Source organism: Lysinibacillus sp. JK80, from assembly GCF_027557635.1.
In the GTDB taxonomy this organism is placed as follows: Bacteria; Bacillota; Bacilli; order Bacillales_A; family Planococcaceae; genus Lysinibacillus; species Lysinibacillus capsici.
The window spans coordinates 3,887,410-3,904,938 of the sequence record NZ_CP058997.1; the positions used below are offsets into that span (position 1 = coordinate 3,887,410).

Genomic DNA, 17,529 nt, shown 5'->3' on the forward strand with positions numbered 1-17,529 from the left:
GATTACTCCTAGCTTAAAATTGTTAAATGAACAGAGCATGAACTAATTGTTAAAATGTAGTGATTATATAAAAAGCCACTCTATAAAGGCATTTTTATCCCATAGAGTGGCATCTTTTTTGAATCTTATTTATCTTTACTTACTAAAATCCCTCGCCTTGAATGAATTGATATTTTTGATTTCTAATCAAGGTCTTAATATTTTATACGAACTGTGAATTTCAATTGTAGTATGAATATAAGATCTAAAAAAACTCTTAAAGAATTTCAATACCTTTTCATCTTCATTTCTTACATCAAAACAAGCATACGGTATATTTAGTTGAATTTGATTTTTAATAACCTCGCCCAGTAAAGGTCTTAAAATATAATGATTTCTTCTATCTTCTTTAATAAAGAGGGAAGTAATAAATAAATGTTCATTATTCACATTTGTACTTAATATCCACCCGATGATTTCCTCTTTGTAGTAAACCAAAAAACTCGTTTGTGGACTAGCTTCACCAAATTGAAAATCCTCTAAGGGTGATAAATGCTTAGGATACCAATCAACATTGCGTAACGACTCCAGTTCCGCTTCATGAATTTGATTCAACGCTTTAACAGAGATGTCTTCTGGAAATGTGTTTTTTTCGATCCATTTTTCTTTGCTCATATCTTTCACATTAATCATAAAGTGAGTTTTGTCTAAAATTGGTGGAGTCCACGATTGCTTTCTTAATGTGTATTTTACATTCGGACTAGTTTCAGGAAAAACATTTGTATATAAAACATTTGCGCCTTTTGCTTTTAGTTCTTTTTCGGCAAACTTTAGTAGTTTTTCTTCTATGTTTTTATTTTTAAACTTATCTCTAACATTTACTGAGTAGACGACGCCCATTCTATCTAACTCTTTGTATTCCGCCAATATTGCTCCGAGAACTTCACTATTTTTATCAACTGAAACGCCTAGGACAAACGAGTCATTGTTTAGGTCATTAAATAAAAAGTCACCTTTAATATTTTTAAAATGCAGTAATACTTCATTAACTTGGGTTTCATTTATTCTTTGGATTAGCATGATTTTTACCTTCTTAATGAAAATAGTCTATTTTATTTGAGGTTTAGTAAAAAAGGGAATGGATCACCTCGATAAGTGATCCATTCCAACTAAGGATTTACTTAAGGTCCCTCATTTCCAGTACCTTTAACACTTTTTATATAAGACGCTGGCTTTTCTGCGGTGGCTTTTATACGAATATGAATATATTGCGAAGTATTAGCTGGAATCTCAATATAAGTAACACCAGTTTTAGTTGTAGCAGTTGACCATTCTGCTGCATTATCTGCTGCATTTGGGTTGCTATCTACAAAATACTCATATGTCTCTTGAGTTTGTAAATTTGATAATTTGGTATACCCAGCAACACCAACCGCTACTGTAGGTTCAGGTGCAGCAGCAGGTTTGATATCATTTAACTCGATTTGCGCTAAATCTTGCACATCATTTGCTGGTTGCCCTCCTGCTGAAGCTATACGAATATGCACAAATTGACCCGCATTTATCGAAATATTATCAATTTCTGTTGTTCCTGATAGGGGTATTAATGTTGCGCCTGCCCAGTCTGTGCTAATAGATGTCGTAGCATTACTATCTATTATATATTCATACGTAACACCATCTGTTAATCCTGTCAGTTTCATTGTTCCTGCATTCGTTCCTTGTGCTTTCATTGCATTAGGTGCAGTAATTGGATTTACAATTGTTAATGGTATATTCGTTATATTTATTGTTTTTGCATCAGAATAGACTGTTTCATTCACAAATTCTTTTTGAGGCTTCGCTTTATTCAAAGCAGCGTCTTTTAAAGAAATATCGTTACCATTTGCACTCATCGTGATGGTTGTATTTTGTTCAATTTTTGATACGGTTGTTGCACCTAACGTGACAGTTACGGTATTTCCTAAAAGTTCAAAGGTATCATCATTAGCAAAAGCAAACGTAGAATTTGTTTGATTACTTAAAGTAAAATCATTCGCTAAATCAATTAGATTAGCCAAACCAAGATTTACATCCTCTGAGAAGATAATCGTTAACTGATCCCCTACATCTACACCGTTAGAACCCTTATCTATGAAGCCTGAACTAATAATAACTGGTGCAGCCTGATCAACTGCTGTCACATGAATCCCAGCTATATTCACTCCATTGATATCTATGATAGATTCATTTGGATTTTGAATAACCTCTGGTGTGAAGTGAGTACCAACCATTGGTTCCACTCTAATTGTAATATATTTGTTTTCACCTTGTGTATATAATGGATTAGGATTACCATTGCTAAGCAGTGGCGTTCTTCCATTTTTGTCTGTTACTTTTATAGATTCTACAGTAAAGCCAGGGACTGTAAATGAATCCTTAGTTACTGTCGTTGGATCAATATTTGCTGAAAATTTTAGGCGAATGGTTTCCATTTTTCCATCTTGTGAGCTGACCCCATCTTTACCATCTATCGTAACCGTTTCTAGCAATGGGTTATTTACTATTGTATTAGCAACTACTTGTCCAATCTTTTTAGCGAGTTTACCTGCTGACGTTCTTTCTACTACAACAACTACCTTACCAGCAGCTGATGAAATTTTACCATCAGGCGGAAGTGTTTCCCAAGAAGATACATCAGCATTTAATGATGGCTTTCCAGCGTCTGCTGCATTCGCATCATCAAAAACTTTAAAAGCAAACTCATTACCTAAATCTACAGGTTCACCAACTGTAATATTTATTTTATCGTTACTGAATGGATCATCCACTGCCGTAACAGCTAATGGGCTTAAAGATCCGATGCTAACTCGTGTTCTTAAACTCTCTGCATATTGAGTACCATTGTCTGTTACTTTTATAATCGCTACATCAATTTCAGACATCCCATTAGCAAAACCAGAGGAAATCGCAATTGATTTTTCACCATTTCCGTCAGGAAGTATACCCCATTCTAATTGATTGCCTGAAACATCGTATACAGAAATCATATAATCACCTATTGGGGAAGGTAGTTTAACTGTCACTTTGTCTGCCCCAGTAGCATTGTCAGTAACAGTAATATCACTAACTGCTGGTGCATTCGGGAAAGTCGTTGGTACTCCTTTTTCGACTCTTGTGCTTTCAGTTTTTCCGTTTTCTGTAACTGTTACATAGACTTTATCAAGTCCTAGAGGAAATCCTCCTAGAATCTCTACTATACTAAGTGCAGTTGACGTTGTTACTGAAAAGCTTCCAAGGATATTTCCATTTGTACTTGCATCATACACTTTAATTAATGAGCCTACTGGTAATGAAGGTAAAGCAATCATATCCTTGCCTGCTGTCGCGTAATTAACCAATTGTATGTGTGAAGGAGCTTGTGATTGATTTGAACTTTGAACATATACCGTCGTTGAAAAACTTGCTGGTATGTTCCCACTTGCTGCATACCGTACTTCATAGTTTCCTGCACCTAAGCCAATAATTTCTGTTGCTAATAAAGGTACATTCGTCCAACTTGTGTCTGTAACTAGTTTATATTGATATTTCTTACTTGCATTTAAACCTGTAATCTTACCATCATTTCCTACTAAAGTTGGAGACACCCCTTGTAAACCCTTTGGTGCTGATGGTGCTACGGGAACTGTTGTATCAATAGACCCGCTACCTGAGTTATCAGATGACGTATCGGATAAATCTGGGTTTTTTGTTCCAGCAATTCGTTCGACATTGCCTTTTACAGAATTATAATTTTGAATTATATCAGCAGGTTTTGAACCTGTTGGAATAACAAGGTTGCCAATTTTGGTTTCTGTTCCTATTGTAACTTTTGTTTCTCTATTAAGTGTTTCAAGATTACTTACTCGACCGATTGTTTGCAGATTTACATTTGCACTTGTCATAAGAGATAGATTAACAATGTCACTTTTACCAGATAATTTAACCTCACCTGTAGTTGTTACTTGTAAAGAAGTTACATTTGAGTTAATGACAACGTCAGTAGCTCCCTGGACAATCAATACTTTAGGAAGCACCACTGAACTTCCAGCAGTTAATATTGCATTGCTATTAACAACAATCTCTCCTACTGTAGATGCTCCAGATGTTTTCGATAGGAAAATAACATCAGCATTTTTATCCACACCCACATCACCCAATTGAAATTCACTGAAAACTACTCTTCCTCTTACTTTAGTTTCATTCGCAGCTATAGGTAAGTTATTCATAGATGCAACCTTTGCTCCAAAAGATTTATATGCATTAGTTTGATTTGCTAGTTGCAAAGTATCATCAATCGTCGTTTTACCTTCCACTTTCAAGAATTCAGAGTAGAAAGAATTCTCAACGCCTTTACCAACATGTAAATCGCCTTTAATGGTGATATTCTTCATTGTGATGTAATCGCTATTTACAATGACAGTAGAATCGATAGTTGCACCTTTTCCATCAAAGACAGCATGATTTACATAGGGGTTATTAGTATCAGTACTTGGTGTACCTTTTGCAGTTAATTCAATAGATTGTATTTGTTCAATTTTATTCTCTTTTATAGTTAGTTTTAAGTTGGCACCTTTTAATGTCGCTAGATTACTCGGATTAATCCATTTCTTTTGATCATCTGAAAGTGTGTATGTACCTTCAGAAGTCACCAGTGTCTCATCTGTAATATTGGAGATCGTCTCATTCAAATGAACAGGAACAGGTGTTATTTTGTTTTCACTACGGTAAATGAACGCTGCTAGTTGTCCACGAGTCACACTTTTATTAGGCGAAAATGTTGTTGGGGTTGTTCCGGATGTGACTTCATTTTCAATCAATACCCCAACATAATTATTAAACCAATCATCTTGACTCACATCTGTAAAGTTTATTTTTTGTTGAGAATTTTCTGATTTTAAATCATAGGCTAATGAGATGATTTTTGCCATCTGTGCTCGATTCACAGGATCATTCGGTCTGTATTCACCTTCAGATCCCACAATAATTCCTTTATCGGCTAATGCAGCAATATATTTATAGAAACTATGCTTTTCAGAGACATCTTTAAATCCTGGGTTCTTAATATTAGTTGTATCTAAATCTAATGCAAGTGCGATGATTTTTGCAGCATGGGCGCGAGTTAAAGGTTCGTTTGGACGGAAAGTACCATCTTCATAGCCACTTATAATATTACGTGCATGTAAACTATTTACTGCTTCATAAAAGTATGCATTTGACTGTACATCTTTGAATTTAGTTGCAGCTGCGTTAGCATTTGGTATCACTGTCACTAAACTACCTACCACAACAGATGCTGTAACTGTAGATGCTATTATCTTGTTAAAATTTTTATTCTTTTTTTTCATAATCTCACATTCTTTCCCTCATTATTGATGGTGACTTATTTACTAATAAATAGTAATTTGCGATATATCTTTTTGTATGTTTTTTTAAATTGGAATATCTCCCTTTCTTATTATAATTCCACAATGGTTTTTGGGTAGTTATTACCAAATATTTTAGATATATCCTTTTTTACTTTCCATTTTAGAGAAATTAGTCTACCTATCATACAAATGTGGTAAAAATATTTTATAATAAATAGTAAAATTAATATATATAAATTTTCAATTAATAGAACAAAAATTTTAGTTCAACTTCATGCATGACCCATACGTTGTGATTGATGTTTTCATGTTTCATTGATACAAAACATTTCTTAATGCCACTTGTTTCTAAGTGAAGGAAGAAACTAAACTCTGTCTTGTCATTTTTTGCTTTTAAGAGGGAAGTACACATTAATTTATCAGTTAACGTTACCATAATGAACCTAGATTATATTAAATAACTTAAGTTTGCTAATACAGCGCAAAATATAGCTGCTGTAAAGGCAAAATATGACCCATTCAGTCCTCCGCTCCTTTATCTATGTTTATATACTTTCTATAATTTTTTACAACAAAAAAAGAACCCCTGATATATCAAGGATTCTTCGTTGTAATTGATACCGGTGGTCGGGGTCGAACCGACACTCCAAAGGAACACGATTTTGAGTCGTGCGCGTCTGCCAATTCCGCCACACCGGCATAATGGAGATAAAAAAAATCGGATAAACCGATTAACAGTTAAAATATGGAGGCGGCAACCGGATTTGAACCGGTGATAAGGGTGTTGCAGACCCGTGCCTTACCACTTGGCTATGCCGCCGTCATACATGGAGCGGAAGACGAGGTTCGAACTCGCGACCCCCACCTTGGCAAGGTGGTGTTCTACCACTGAACTACTTCCGCAAAAATGGCTGGGGTACTAGGATTCGAACCTAGGCATGACGGAATCAAAATCCGTTGCCTTACCGCTTGGCTATACCCCAACAATGGGGCGACTGATGGGAATCGAACCCACGAATGCCGGAACCACAATCCGGTGCGTTAACCACTTCGCCACAATCGCCATTGTATTATGATGTTTATTAATTTTATATGTGATGGGGCGACTGATGGGAATCGAACCCACGAATGCCGGAACCACAATCCGGTGCGTTAACCACTTCGCCACAATCGCCATAAAATTAATTGGCAGGGGCAGTAGGAATCGAACCCACACCAAAGGTTTTGGAGACCTCTATTCTACCGTTGAACTATGCCCCTAAAATAATAAAACTGGTGGAGGGGGACGGATTCGAACCGCCGAACCCTAAGGAGCGGATTTACAGTCCGCCGCGTTTAGCCACTTCGCTACCCCTCCGGGAAAATCTGGTGCCGGCTATAGGAATCGAACCCACGACCTACTGATTACAAGTCAGTTGCTCTACCTGCTGAGCTAAACCGGCAAAAAAACAAGATGGGTCAGGACGGAATCGAACCGCCGACACTTAGAGCTTCAATCTAATGCTCTACCAACTGAGCTACTGACCCATATTTTAAAGTAAATGGCGGTCCCGACCGGGATCGAACCGGCGATCTCCTGCGTGACAGGCAGGCATGTTAACCGCTACACCACGGGACCATTTGGTTGCGGGGGCTGGATTTGAACCAACGACCTTCGGGTTATGAGCCCGACGAGCTACCACTGCTCCACCCCGCGATAATACTATAATGTTGTAAAAATAATGGTGGAGGATGACGGGCTCGAACCGCCGACCCTCTGCTTGTAAGGCAGATGCTCTCCCAGCTGAGCTAATCCTCCATCTGGGTATTGAATTGGTGACCCCTACGGGATTCGAACCCGTGTTACCGCCGTGAAAGGGCGGTGTCTTAACCACTTGACCAAGGGGCCATCGTTTGGAACACATCAAAGTGCTGGCGGAGAGTAAGGGATTTGAACCCTTGAGACAGTGTTAACCGCCTACACGATTTCCAATCGTGCTCCTTCGGCCACTCGGACAACTCTCCAAGAATGGCTCCGAAGGCAGGACTCGAACCTGCGACAACCTGATTAACAGTCAGGTGCTACTACCAACTGAGCTACTTCGGAATAATTTTAGTATATAGCCTAGCGACGTCCTACTCTCACAGGGGGAAGCCCCCAACTACCATCGGCGCTAAAGAGCTTAACTTCCGTGTTCGGTATGGGAACGGGTGTGACCTCTTTGCCATCATCACTAGACTATTTGAAAGACAATACTTATTATAACATATCTTATAAAAATTACAAGTATATTCTAATATTTTATTCTTTCAAAACTGGATAAACGGTGCATTGAATGTTTCAAACTTTTTTGGTTAAGTCCTCGATCGATTAGTATTCGTCAGCTCCATGTGTCACCACACTTCCACCTCGAACCTATCTACCTCATCGTCTTTGAGGGATCTTACTTACTTGCGTAATGGGAAATCTCATCTTGAGGGGGGCTTCATGCTTAGATGCTTTCAGCACTTATCCCGTCCACACATAGCTACCCAGCGATGCCTTTGGCAAGACAACTGGTACACCAGCGGTGTGTCCATCCCGGTCCTCTCGTACTAAGGACAGCTCCTCTCAAATTTCCTACGCCCACGACGGATAGGGACCGAACTGTCTCACGACGTTCTGAACCCAGCTCGCGTACCGCTTTAATGGGCGAACAGCCCAACCCTTGGGACCGACTACAGCCCCAGGATGCGATGAGCCGACATCGAGGTGCCAAACCTCCCCGTCGATGTGGACTCTTGGGGGAGATAAGCCTGTTATCCCCGGGGTAGCTTTTATCCGTTGAGCGATGGCCCTTCCATGCGGAACCACCGGATCACTAAGCCCGTCTTTCGACCCTGCTCGACTTGTAGGTCTCGCAGTCAAGCTCCCTTGTGCCTTTACACTCTACGAATGATTTCCAACCATTCTGAGGGAACCTTTGGGCGCCTCCGTTACCTTTTAGGAGGCGACCGCCCCAGTCAAACTGTCCGCCTGACACTGTCTCCTGCCCCGCTAAGGGGCATGGGTTAGAATTTCAATACAACCAGGGTAGTATCCCACCGACGCCTCCTTCGAAGCTGGCGCTCCGAGATCTCTGGCTCCTACCTATCCTGTACAAGTTGTACCAAAATTCAATATCAGGCTACAGTAAAGCTCCACGGGGTCTTTCCGTCCTGTCGCGGGTAACCTGCATCTTCACAGGTACTATAATTTCACCGAGTCTCTCGTTGAGACAGTGCCCAGATCGTTACGCCTTTCGTGCGGGTCGGAACTTACCCGACAAGGAATTTCGCTACCTTAGGACCGTTATAGTTACGGCCGCCGTTTACTGGGGCTTCAATTCGCAGCTTCGCTTGCGCTAACCACTCCTCTTAACCTTCCAGCACCGGGCAGGCGTCAGCCCCTATACGTCACCTTACGGTTTTGCAGAGACCTGTGTTTTTGCTAAACAGTCGCCTGGGCCTATTCACTGCGGCTCTCATGCGCTTGCACGCTCAAGAGCACCCCTTCTCCCGAAGTTACGGGGTCATTTTGCCGAGTTCCTTAACGAGAGTTCTCTCGCACACCTTAGGATTCTCTCCTCGACTACCTGTGTCGGTTTGCGGTACGGGCACCTCTCACCTCGATAGAGGCTTTTCTTGGCAGTGTGAAATCAGGAACTTCGTCCATACGGACTCGCCATCACAGCTCAACGTTATAGTGTGCGGATTTGCCTACACACACGCCTTACTGCTTGGACGCGCACAACCAACGGCGCGCTTACCCTATCCTACTGCGTCCCCCCATTTCTCAAACGGTGAGGAGGTGGTACAGGAATATCAACCTGTTGTCCATCGCCTACGCCTATCGGCCTCGGCTTAGGTCCCGACTAACCCTGAGCGGACGAGCCTTCCTCAGGAAACCTTAGTCATACGGTGGACGGGATTCTCACCCGTCTTTCGCTACTCATACCGGCATTCTCACTTCTAAGCGCTCCACCAGTCCTTCCGATCTGACTTCAACGCACTTAGAACGCTCTCCTACCACTGACATCGTAGATGTCAATCCACAGCTTCGGTGAATCGTTTAGCCCCGATACATTTTCGGCGCAGCGTCACTCGACCAGTGAGCTATTACGCACTCTTTAAATGATGGCTGCTTCTAAGCCAACATCCTGGTTGTCTGTGCAACGCCACATCCTTTTCCACTTAACGATTACTTTGGGACCTTAGCTGGTGGTCTGGGCTGTTTCCCTTTTGACTGCGGATCTTATCACTCGCAGTCTGACTCCCGTGTATAAATATCTGGCATTCGGAGTTTGTCTGAATTCGGTAAACCGGGATGGCCCCCTAGTCCAAACAGTGCTCTACCTCCAGTATTCTCATCACGAGGCTAGCCCTAAAGCTATTTCGGAGAGAACCAGCTATCTCCAAGTTCGATTGGAATTTCTCCGCTACCCACACCTCATCCCCGCACTTTTCAACGTGCGTGGGTTCGGGCCTCCAGTAAGTGTTACCTCACCTTCACCCTGGACATGGGTAGATCACCTGGTTTCGGGTCTACGACCACGTACTATTTCGCCCTATTCAGACTCGCTTTCGCTGCGGCTCCGCCTTCTAAAGCTTAACCTCGCACGTAATCGTAACTCGCCGGTTCATTCTACAAAAGGCACGCTATCACCCATTAACGGGCTCTAACTACTTGTAGGCACACGGTTTCAGGATCTCTTTCACTCCCCTTCCGGGGTGCTTTTCACCTTTCCCTCACGGTACTGGTTCACTATCGGTCACTAGGTAGTATTTAGCCTTGGGAGATGGTCCTCCCGGATTCCGACGGAATTTCACGTGTTCCGCCGTACTCAGGATCCACTCAGGAGAGAACGAACTTTCGACTACAGGGCTTTTACCTGCTCTGGCGGACCTTTCCAAGTCGCTTCATCTAACTCGCTCTTTTGTAACTCCGTATAGAGTGTCCTACAACCCCAAGAGGCAAGCCTCTTGGTTTGGGCTCTTCCCGTTTCGCTCGCCGCTACTCAGGGAATCGATTTTTCTTTCTCTTCCTCCAGGTACTTAGATGTTTCAGTTCCCTGGGTCTGCCTTCAAGACGCTATGTATTCACGTCAAGATACTACGCGATTAAACGTAGTGGGTTCCCCCATTCGGAAATCTCCGGATCAAAGCTCACTTACAGCTCCCCGAAGCATATCGGTGTTAGTGCCGTCCTTCTTCGGCTCCTAGTGCCAAGGCATTCGCCGTGCGCCCTTAATAACTTAACCAAGTTATTAAGCCTATAAAAAACTTAAAAAATAAATGTGTTTGTTACAATTTCAATGTCGTTTTATCCAGTTTTCAAAGAACAAGTTTTGAAGTGTTTCATTCAGATAGAATGAACCTTCAAAACTGAACGCAAAACGTAATCTTACAAACCCAAGGTTTGTATTCCGAAATAATCCTTAGAAAGGAGGTGATCCAGCCGCACCTTCCGATACGGCTACCTTGTTACGACTTCACCCCAATCATCTATCCCACCTTCGGCGGCTGGCTCCAAAAGGTTACCTCACCGACTTCGGGTGTTACAAACTCTCGTGGTGTGACGGGCGGTGTGTACAAGGCCCGGGAACGTATTCACCGCGGCATGCTGATCCGCGATTACTAGCGATTCCGGCTTCATGTAGGCGAGTTGCAGCCTACAATCCGAACTGAGAACGACTTTATCGGATTAGCTCCCTCTCGCGAGTTGGCAACCGTTTGTATCGTCCATTGTAGCACGTGTGTAGCCCAGGTCATAAGGGGCATGATGATTTGACGTCATCCCCACCTTCCTCCGGTTTGTCACCGGCAGTCACCTTAGAGTGCCCAACTAAATGATGGCAACTAAGATCAAGGGTTGCGCTCGTTGCGGGACTTAACCCAACATCTCACGACACGAGCTGACGACAACCATGCACCACCTGTCACCGTTGCCCCCGAAGGGGAAACTATATCTCTACAGTGGTCAACGGGATGTCAAGACCTGGTAAGGTTCTTCGCGTTGCTTCGAATTAAACCACATGCTCCACCGCTTGTGCGGGCCCCCGTCAATTCCTTTGAGTTTCAGTCTTGCGACCGTACTCCCCAGGCGGAGTGCTTAATGCGTTAGCTGCAGCACTAAGGGGCGGAAACCCCCTAACACTTAGCACTCATCGTTTACGGCGTGGACTACCAGGGTATCTAATCCTGTTTGCTCCCCACGCTTTCGCGCCTCAGCGTCAGTTACAGACCAGAAAGTCGCCTTCGCCACTGGTGTTCCTCCAAATCTCTACGCATTTCACCGCTACACTTGGAATTCCACTTTCCTCTTCTGCACTCAAGTCCCCCAGTTTCCAATGACCCTCCACGGTTGAGCCGTGGGCTTTCACATCAGACTTAAAGGACCGCCTGCGCGCGCTTTACGCCCAATAATTCCGGACAACGCTTGCCACCTACGTATTACCGCGGCTGCTGGCACGTAGTTAGCCGTGGCTTTCTAATAAGGTACCGTCAAGGTACAGCCAGTTACTACTGTACTTGTTCTTCCCTTACAACAGAGTTTTACGATCCGAAAACCTTCTTCACTCACGCGGCGTTGCTCCATCAGGCTTTCGCCCATTGTGGAAGATTCCCTACTGCTGCCTCCCGTAGGAGTCTGGGCCGTGTCTCAGTCCCAGTGTGGCCGATCACCCTCTCAGGTCGGCTACGCATCGTCGCCTTGGTGAGCCGTTACCTCACCAACTAGCTAATGCGCCGCGGGCCCATCCTATAGCGACAGCCGAAACCGTCTTTCAGTCTTTTGCCATGAAGCAAAAGAGATTATTCGGTATTAGCCCCGGTTTCCCGGAGTTATCCCAAACTATAGGGTAGGTTGCCCACGTGTTACTCACCCGTCCGCCGCTAACGTCAAAGGAGCAAGCTCCTTTTCTGTTCGCTCGACTTGCATGTATTAGGCACGCCGCCAGCGTTCGTCCTGAGCCAGGATCAAACTCTCCATAAAAGAAATTTGATTAGCTCAAATTGTTTTGCTGGCATCATGTTTGATGTCCAAAATTTTCGTTTTGTTCACTAGCAAAACTAGCTACTTAAAACTTTATTGATTACGTTTTGCTTGTTCAGTTTTCAAGGTTCATTATTTAAGTCGTTTTTCAGCGACTTCTTTATATTAACATCTCACTCAAAACATGTCAACAACTTTTTAAAAAAGTTTTTTGTGTTTTACTGAGTTATTCGTTTATGTCTTAGCGACAATTAATATAATACAATACTAAGATATTATTCGTCAACTACTTTTCTAAAAAAATATCGAGGTATTTTTTAGATACCTCGATTACAAGCATACTACAGTCATTGTCCCATTTCTAGAGCATCTTTATTTACCTTGTAATGACGGTGAAATATCCTATCATTTTTCGCTGCAATGGGTTCAATTTGAATATAGCCTTTATCCACTAGATACTCAACAAACACTTCTAAATCCACTGAGTAGTTAACAAGTTCATGATGATCATGTAATTCCTGAATAGTCCACATTTCTTTTGTTTGCATGACTTCTAATATATGCTGTGCCCCATCTCGTGTACGAGAGTGGATTAAAAACTCACTTGCTAAAAACAACAATTCTAAGCGCTTTTCTATTGGCTCATTACTTGTCACTAGCTCTTCATACAGCTTATAGATGGCTGGCTCGATTTTTTTCACCTGTGCCCAAACAGTTACTTCAGGATACAGGCCACTATCGATAATAGATAGGCGGCCTAGATGATGTAGGGAATCCACAACGTGATTATAAGCATCTAAGTAACTTCCTTTATCAAAGTATTCTTTCCCCTCCAAATAGCGACGAATTAACTTTGAAAATTGAATACCTGTTTTAATTTTACGACCACTATACGGAAATTCCTGCAATTCTATTTTTAGTTTATGCAGAAATTCATTCCGATCAAATAATACTCTACCGAAGAATATCCAATCAACAACCTTTCTATTTGAACCGATGAGTAACCATTTTCGAATTAATTTCTCCGTAACAGTATGTAGAGCGATTTTATTTCCTTCATATAAGTAATGTTTTGAAAAGACTGGTTGCTCTGCTTCTTTTACGATAATGAGTAAAACCGTATCAAATGTATCTGTAACGTTACTTTGTTCTTCACGCTTTTCCACTAAAATTACGCCTAATGTATTCGACTGACTCGCACGTTCTTGATATATCGGACGCAGTACTTGCTCCATGTTCAGCCCTCCTTTATTTATATAGGTTGTTTTGTTCCGTTAAAAATTCGACATACTCTAAAAGTATTCCTTCTTTCATTCAGTTCAAAGCTAAAATACTTTGCCCTTATATGTTATAGTAGATTTTAGATTGGGAGGCAAGATGAAATATGAAACCTTATAAAAGTAAAATTAATAAAATTCGTTCATTCGCATTAGCACTAATCTTTTTTGGTTTTATTGTCATGTACGGAGGCATTTTCTTTAAAAACAGCCCGATATTAGTTTTAATTTTCATGTCACTAGGTGTTCTTTGTATTATCGGTAGCACAGTTGTATATGCGTGGATCGGATTACTGTCAACAAGAGCTATTCAAGTAGAGTGTCCTAATTGCCATAAACATACAAAGGTTTTAGGCCGAGTAGATATGTGCATGTACTGCAATGAGCCATTAACACTTGATCCTACTCTAGAAGGTAAAGAGTTCGATCAATCCTATAATAAAACAAAAAAATCCTAGCCCTTTTTAAGAGCTAGGATTTTTATTGTACTTTAGCAGTAGCAACTTTACATGATGGACAAGTGCCGTATATCTCTAAGCGATGCGAATGCACATCAAAGCCTGTTACCTGTGATGCAAAATGCTCTATTTCGTCGAGTCCAGGATAATGGAAATCGACGATCTTACCACAGCATTCACAAATCATATGGTAATGATCGTTTGTCACGAAATCAAAGCGACTTGAAGCATCCCCGTAAGTTAGCTCTTTCACAAGACCTACTTCACGAAATACACGCAGGTTGTTATAAACAGTCGCTACACTCATATTAGGGAACTTACCCTCAAGAGCTTTATAAATTTCATCGGCAGTAGGATGTGCCATTGATTGAATTAGATATTCCAAAATAGCATGACGCTGAGGAGTAATACGTACACCAGTTGTTTTCAACGTGTCCAGTGCATCTTGTAAATGCGTTGCAGACATCGTCATGCACCTCTTCCATAAGTATTATTAATTTATAATTGTTATAAATAGTGTATCCAATTCGTACTACTTCGTCAACAATCACACATTGCTTATCCTCAATAAATCAATGGTTTTTTCCTTAATATCCTCTTGATAAATCCATAACATTTTCTAAATCCGTGTCACCCTTTAGCCATTTTGTTAGGCTTGGCTTGAAAATTTCTAAGCTACGCTCAACATAACGAGAAGAATGACTGGATACATGAGGTGATACTATAACATTTGGTAATGTCCATAATGGATTGTCGGATGTCAGAGGCTCCTCTTCAAATACATCTAAAACTGCGTGTCCTATTTGCTTTCTTTCAATCGCTTGAATGAGTACGTTTTCATCAACTAAATTACCTCGACCAAAATTCATGAAGATCGCATTGTTTTTCATCGCAACAAAATGCTCTTCTTTTAATAAATTGGTCGTTTCTGTTGTTTTTGGTAATACAGAAATAACGATATCTGCAAGAGGTAGTGCTTCTTTCAAATTGGTAAAACTAATCATCGTATTCATATAGGCCGCTTCTTTACCAGAGCGATTACAGCCAATTGTTGTAACACCAAAAGCTTGCAATAAACGCCCAACTTCCGAACCAATGGCACCTGGCCCCAAAATAAGTGCCGTACTATCTCGTAATTCCGTTTGTTGCGTTTTTTTCGACCATTCATTTTTCTTTTGCTGCTCATACATCCAAGGCAAAGCTCGTTTAATGGCTAAAATATGAGCAAGAATCGATTCAGCCATGGGCGTTTTATGAATGCCACGAACATTTGAAACTAGAATCCTGCGTTCAATAATAGCCTGAGCTGGCATTTTTTCTATACCTGCCGATGCAACAAAAATCCATTTTAGCTTTGTCGCAGATTGAATACTCTCTTCTGTTAAATCTTCACCATATGTAACTAATACATCCGCTTGTTGAAGCTCTTCATTTGATATGCTCTTTTCAAAGATAAATTCAAGCTGTGGAAATTCTGCTACTAATGGTTCTCGTAAATCTGGTCTAGGTTCAAATGTAAAATAGATTCTCATTGTTTTGCCTCCTGTTCTGCTAAATAAGCATATACTTCTTCAATATGATTTTTCACTCGAACTTTGCGCCAAGCTTTTACAAGCTTCCCCTCAGCATCAATTAAAAACGTTGAACGCTCTATGCCCATATATTCACGTCCATACATTTTCTTTAAAACCCATACATCATAAGCTTCAGCAATAGCATGGTCCTCATCCACTAATAATGAAAATGGCAAACTATGCTTATCAATAAATTTTGTATGCTTGCTTGCGTTATCTGGGCTAACACCCAGAACAACAGCATTTAAATGACTGAAGTCCTCAAACTTATCGCGAAAATCACATGCCTCCGTCGTGCAGCCTGGTGTCATATCCTTTGGGTAAAAGTATAAAATAACATTTTTTCCTTTAAAATCAGCTAAATGCACCATCTCGCCCTTTTCGTTCAATAGAGAAAAATCCGGCGCCTTTTGTCCTTCTAGTAATGTCATACAATCTCCTCCTCTGTAGGTCCTATTTTACTCTAAGTAACAAATCAAGTCATATCCCTTAATTTCTTTGGATTTCTTACACCGATAGGTCTACAATAGATTACGTATAAAAAGTTAGGAGGCAATTCTATGAATCATGCAAAATCTGAAGCAATACATGAAGAGGCATTACAGCATATTGTTGGTGGTGTAAACAGCCCTTCTCGTTCATATAAAGCAGTAGGTGGCGGTTCTCCTGTATCCATGGCGCGAGGAAAAGGCGCTTATTTTTGGGATGTAGATGGCAATCGTTATATCGACTATCTAGCAGCATATGGTCCAATCGTTACTGGTCATGGTCATCCTCATATTGCAAAGGCCATTACGCACGCAGCTGAAAATGGTACATTGTTTGGGACGCCGACTGAATATGAAGTTACTTTCGCAAAAATGTTAAAGGAAGCCATTCCGTCGATGGATAAAGTACGTTTTAACAACTCTGGTACAGAAGCTGTTATGACAACGATTCGTGTGGCACGTGCCTATACAGGACGTACAAAAATCATGAAATTTGCTGGTTGCTACCACGGGCACTTTGATTTAGTATTAGTGGCTGCCGGATCAGGTCCAGCAACATTAGGAACACCAGATTCAGCGGGCGTGACAACTTCGACTGCTGAAGAAGTTATTACTGTACCTTTTAATAACCCTGAAGCCTTTACAGAAGCCATGGATAAATGGGGCGAGGAGATTGCAGCTATTTTAATCGAGCCAATAGTAGGAAACTTCGGTATCGTTGAACCAAAGCCAGGCTTTCTTGAATTAGTACATGCTACAGCAAAGGAAAAAGGGGCCCTAACGATTTATGATGAGGTCATCACGGCCTTCCGCTTCCACTATGGTGGCGCTCAAAATTTACTTGGCCTAACACCTGATCTAACTGCACTTGGTAAAGTTATTGGTGGTGGTTTACCAATCGGTGCATATGGCGGACGTAAAGAGATTATGGATACTGTTGCACCACTCGGCCCAGCATACCAAGCGGGTACGATGGCTGGAAATCCTGCATCTATGCAAGCGGGTATTGCTTGCCTAGAAGTACTACAAACACCAGGTATATATGAGGAAATGGATAGATTAGGCGCAATTTTAGAAGAAGGTATTTTAGCTGCTGCTAAAAAACATGGTGTAACCATCACGTTAAATCGACTTAAAGGAGCGCTTACTATTTACTTTACAGATGTGAAGGTAGAAAACTATGAGCAAGCTGAAAGCTCTGATGGTGAAATATTTGGACGCTTCTTTAAACACATGCTTGAGCAAGGTATTAATCTAGCTCCTTCTAAATATGAAGCATGGTTCTTAACAACTGAGCATACAGAAGCAGATATTCAGGAAACAATTGAAGCAGTAGATATTGCGTTTTCTCAATTATAATCTTGACAAGAAAAAG

8 protein-coding genes, 16 tRNA genes and 3 rRNA genes are annotated in these 17,529 nt (G+C 41.3%); 2 read left to right on the forward strand and 25 right to left on the reverse strand.

Annotation, left to right across the window (positions count from 1 at the left end; genetic code table 11):
- Positions 1-186: 186 nt before the first annotated feature.
- From HXV90_RS19515 to HXV90_RS19620, 22 genes are all read right to left on the reverse strand, one after another.
- Positions 187-1,059 carry a GNAT family N-acetyltransferase gene (locus tag HXV90_RS19515; RefSeq protein ID WP_269897851.1) on the reverse strand — a complete coding sequence of 291 codons (873 nt, stop codon included), beginning with the start codon at positions 1,057-1,059 and terminating at the stop codon, positions 187-189.
- Positions 1,060-1,160: 101 nt separating this feature from the next.
- Positions 1,161-5,345 carry an S-layer homology domain-containing protein gene (locus tag HXV90_RS19520; protein WP_269897852.1) on the reverse strand — a complete coding sequence of 1,395 codons (4,185 nt, stop codon included), beginning with the start codon at positions 5,343-5,345 and terminating at the stop codon, positions 1,161-1,163.
- 639 nt (positions 5,346-5,984) lie between these two features.
- A tRNA-Leu gene (locus tag HXV90_RS19525) sits at positions 5,985-6,065 on the reverse strand.
- A gap of 47 nt (positions 6,066-6,112) precedes the next feature.
- A tRNA-Cys gene (locus HXV90_RS19530) sits at positions 6,113-6,186 on the reverse strand.
- Positions 6,187-6,194: 8 nt separating this feature from the next.
- Positions 6,195-6,269, reverse strand: a tRNA-Gly gene (locus tag HXV90_RS19535).
- 5 nt (positions 6,270-6,274) lie between these two features.
- A tRNA-Gln gene (locus HXV90_RS19540) sits at positions 6,275-6,349 on the reverse strand.
- A 4-nt stretch (positions 6,350-6,353) separates the two neighbouring features.
- Positions 6,354-6,429 (reverse strand) — tRNA-His (locus HXV90_RS19545).
- Between the two features lie 35 nt (positions 6,430-6,464).
- Positions 6,465-6,540: transfer RNA gene (locus HXV90_RS19550), tRNA-His, on the reverse strand.
- Positions 6,541-6,552: 12 nt separating this feature from the next.
- Positions 6,553-6,626, reverse strand: a tRNA-Trp gene (locus HXV90_RS19555).
- A gap of 13 nt (positions 6,627-6,639) precedes the next feature.
- Positions 6,640-6,723 (reverse strand) — tRNA-Tyr (locus HXV90_RS19560).
- A gap of 9 nt (positions 6,724-6,732) precedes the next feature.
- Positions 6,733-6,808 (reverse strand) — tRNA-Thr (locus HXV90_RS19565).
- Positions 6,809-6,820: 12 nt separating this feature from the next.
- Positions 6,821-6,893 (reverse strand) — tRNA-Phe (locus tag HXV90_RS19570).
- A 15-nt stretch (positions 6,894-6,908) separates the two neighbouring features.
- Positions 6,909-6,984, reverse strand: a tRNA-Asp gene (locus HXV90_RS19575).
- Between the two features lie 3 nt (positions 6,985-6,987).
- A tRNA-Met gene (locus HXV90_RS19580) sits at positions 6,988-7,062 on the reverse strand.
- Between the two features lie 26 nt (positions 7,063-7,088).
- Positions 7,089-7,164 (reverse strand) — tRNA-Val (locus HXV90_RS19585).
- 15 nt (positions 7,165-7,179) lie between these two features.
- Positions 7,180-7,254 (reverse strand) — tRNA-Glu (locus HXV90_RS19590).
- Between the two features lie 24 nt (positions 7,255-7,278).
- Positions 7,279-7,370, reverse strand: a tRNA-Ser gene (locus HXV90_RS19595).
- A 5-nt stretch (positions 7,371-7,375) separates the two neighbouring features.
- Positions 7,376-7,452, reverse strand: a tRNA-Asn gene (locus tag HXV90_RS19600).
- A gap of 16 nt (positions 7,453-7,468) precedes the next feature.
- A 5S ribosomal RNA gene (gene rrf, locus HXV90_RS19605) occupies positions 7,469-7,584 on the reverse strand.
- A 112-nt stretch (positions 7,585-7,696) separates the two neighbouring features.
- Positions 7,697-10,624, reverse strand: a 23S ribosomal RNA gene (locus HXV90_RS19610).
- 181 nt (positions 10,625-10,805) lie between these two features.
- A 16S ribosomal RNA gene (locus HXV90_RS19615) occupies positions 10,806-12,357 on the reverse strand.
- The 16S, 23S and 5S rRNA genes sit together here with 16 tRNA genes alongside, the layout of an rRNA operon.
- Before the next feature lie 347 nt (positions 12,358-12,704).
- Positions 12,705-13,592: a nucleotidyltransferase-like protein gene (locus HXV90_RS19620; RefSeq protein WP_016994017.1), complete on the reverse strand. Its 888-nt coding sequence runs from the start codon at positions 13,590-13,592 to the stop codon at positions 12,705-12,707.
- A 149-nt stretch (positions 13,593-13,741) separates the two neighbouring features.
- On the opposite strand from HXV90_RS19620, the gene HXV90_RS19625 reads away from it, so the two are divergent.
- Positions 13,742-14,092 (forward strand): YgzB family protein, encoded by a 351-nt coding sequence (locus HXV90_RS19625; RefSeq protein ID WP_048394737.1) that lies wholly within the window; start codon positions 13,742-13,744, stop codon positions 14,090-14,092.
- A 22-nt stretch (positions 14,093-14,114) separates the two neighbouring features.
- On the opposite strand, the gene perR is transcribed toward HXV90_RS19625, so the two are convergent.
- From perR to bcp, 3 genes are all read right to left on the reverse strand, one after another.
- Complete coding sequence (gene perR, locus HXV90_RS19630) at positions 14,115-14,558, reverse strand: peroxide-responsive transcriptional repressor PerR (RefSeq protein WP_004230508.1); 444 nt, start codon at positions 14,556-14,558, stop codon at positions 14,115-14,117.
- A 121-nt stretch (positions 14,559-14,679) separates the two neighbouring features.
- Positions 14,680-15,624, reverse strand: a complete 945-nt coding sequence (locus tag HXV90_RS19635; RefSeq protein WP_112116663.1) for a D-2-hydroxyacid dehydrogenase — start codon at positions 15,622-15,624, stop codon at positions 14,680-14,682.
- Positions 15,621-16,097, reverse strand: coding sequence for a thioredoxin-dependent thiol peroxidase (gene bcp / locus HXV90_RS19640; RefSeq protein WP_269897853.1), 477 nt, complete (start codon positions 16,095-16,097; stop codon positions 15,621-15,623). Before bcp ends, HXV90_RS19635 begins: the two co-directional genes overlap by 4 nt.
- 129 nt (positions 16,098-16,226) lie before the next feature.
- On the opposite strand from bcp, the gene HXV90_RS19645 reads away from it, so the two are divergent.
- On the forward strand, positions 16,227-17,513 hold the full coding sequence (locus tag HXV90_RS19645; RefSeq protein ID WP_269897854.1) for a glutamate-1-semialdehyde 2,1-aminomutase: 1,287 nt from the start codon (positions 16,227-16,229) through the stop codon (positions 17,511-17,513).
- The last annotated feature ends 16 nt before the right edge of the window (positions 17,514-17,529 follow it).

Coding starts and splice junctions, on each gene's coding strand:
- HXV90_RS19515 (WP_269897851.1), bottom strand. CDS start 1,059: ATGCTAATCCAAAGAATAAATGAAACCCAAGTTAATGAAGTATTACTG.
- HXV90_RS19520 (WP_269897852.1), bottom strand. CDS start 5,345: ATGAAAAAAAAGAATAAAAATTTTAACAAGATAATAGCATCTACAGTT.
- HXV90_RS19620 (WP_016994017.1), bottom strand. CDS start 13,592: ATGGAGCAAGTACTGCGTCCGATATATCAAGAACGTGCGAGTCAGTCG.
- HXV90_RS19625 (WP_048394737.1), top strand. CDS start 13,742: ATGAAACCTTATAAAAGTAAAATTAATAAAATTCGTTCATTCGCATTA.
- perR (WP_004230508.1), bottom strand. CDS start 14,558: ATGTCTGCAACGCATTTACAAGATGCACTGGACACGTTGAAAACAACT.
- HXV90_RS19635 (WP_112116663.1), bottom strand. CDS start 15,624: ATGAGAATCTATTTTACATTTGAACCTAGACCAGATTTACGAGAACCA.
- bcp (WP_269897853.1), bottom strand. CDS start 16,097: ATGACATTACTAGAAGGACAAAAGGCGCCGGATTTTTCTCTATTGAAC.
- HXV90_RS19645 (WP_269897854.1), top strand. CDS start 16,227: ATGAATCATGCAAAATCTGAAGCAATACATGAAGAGGCATTACAGCAT.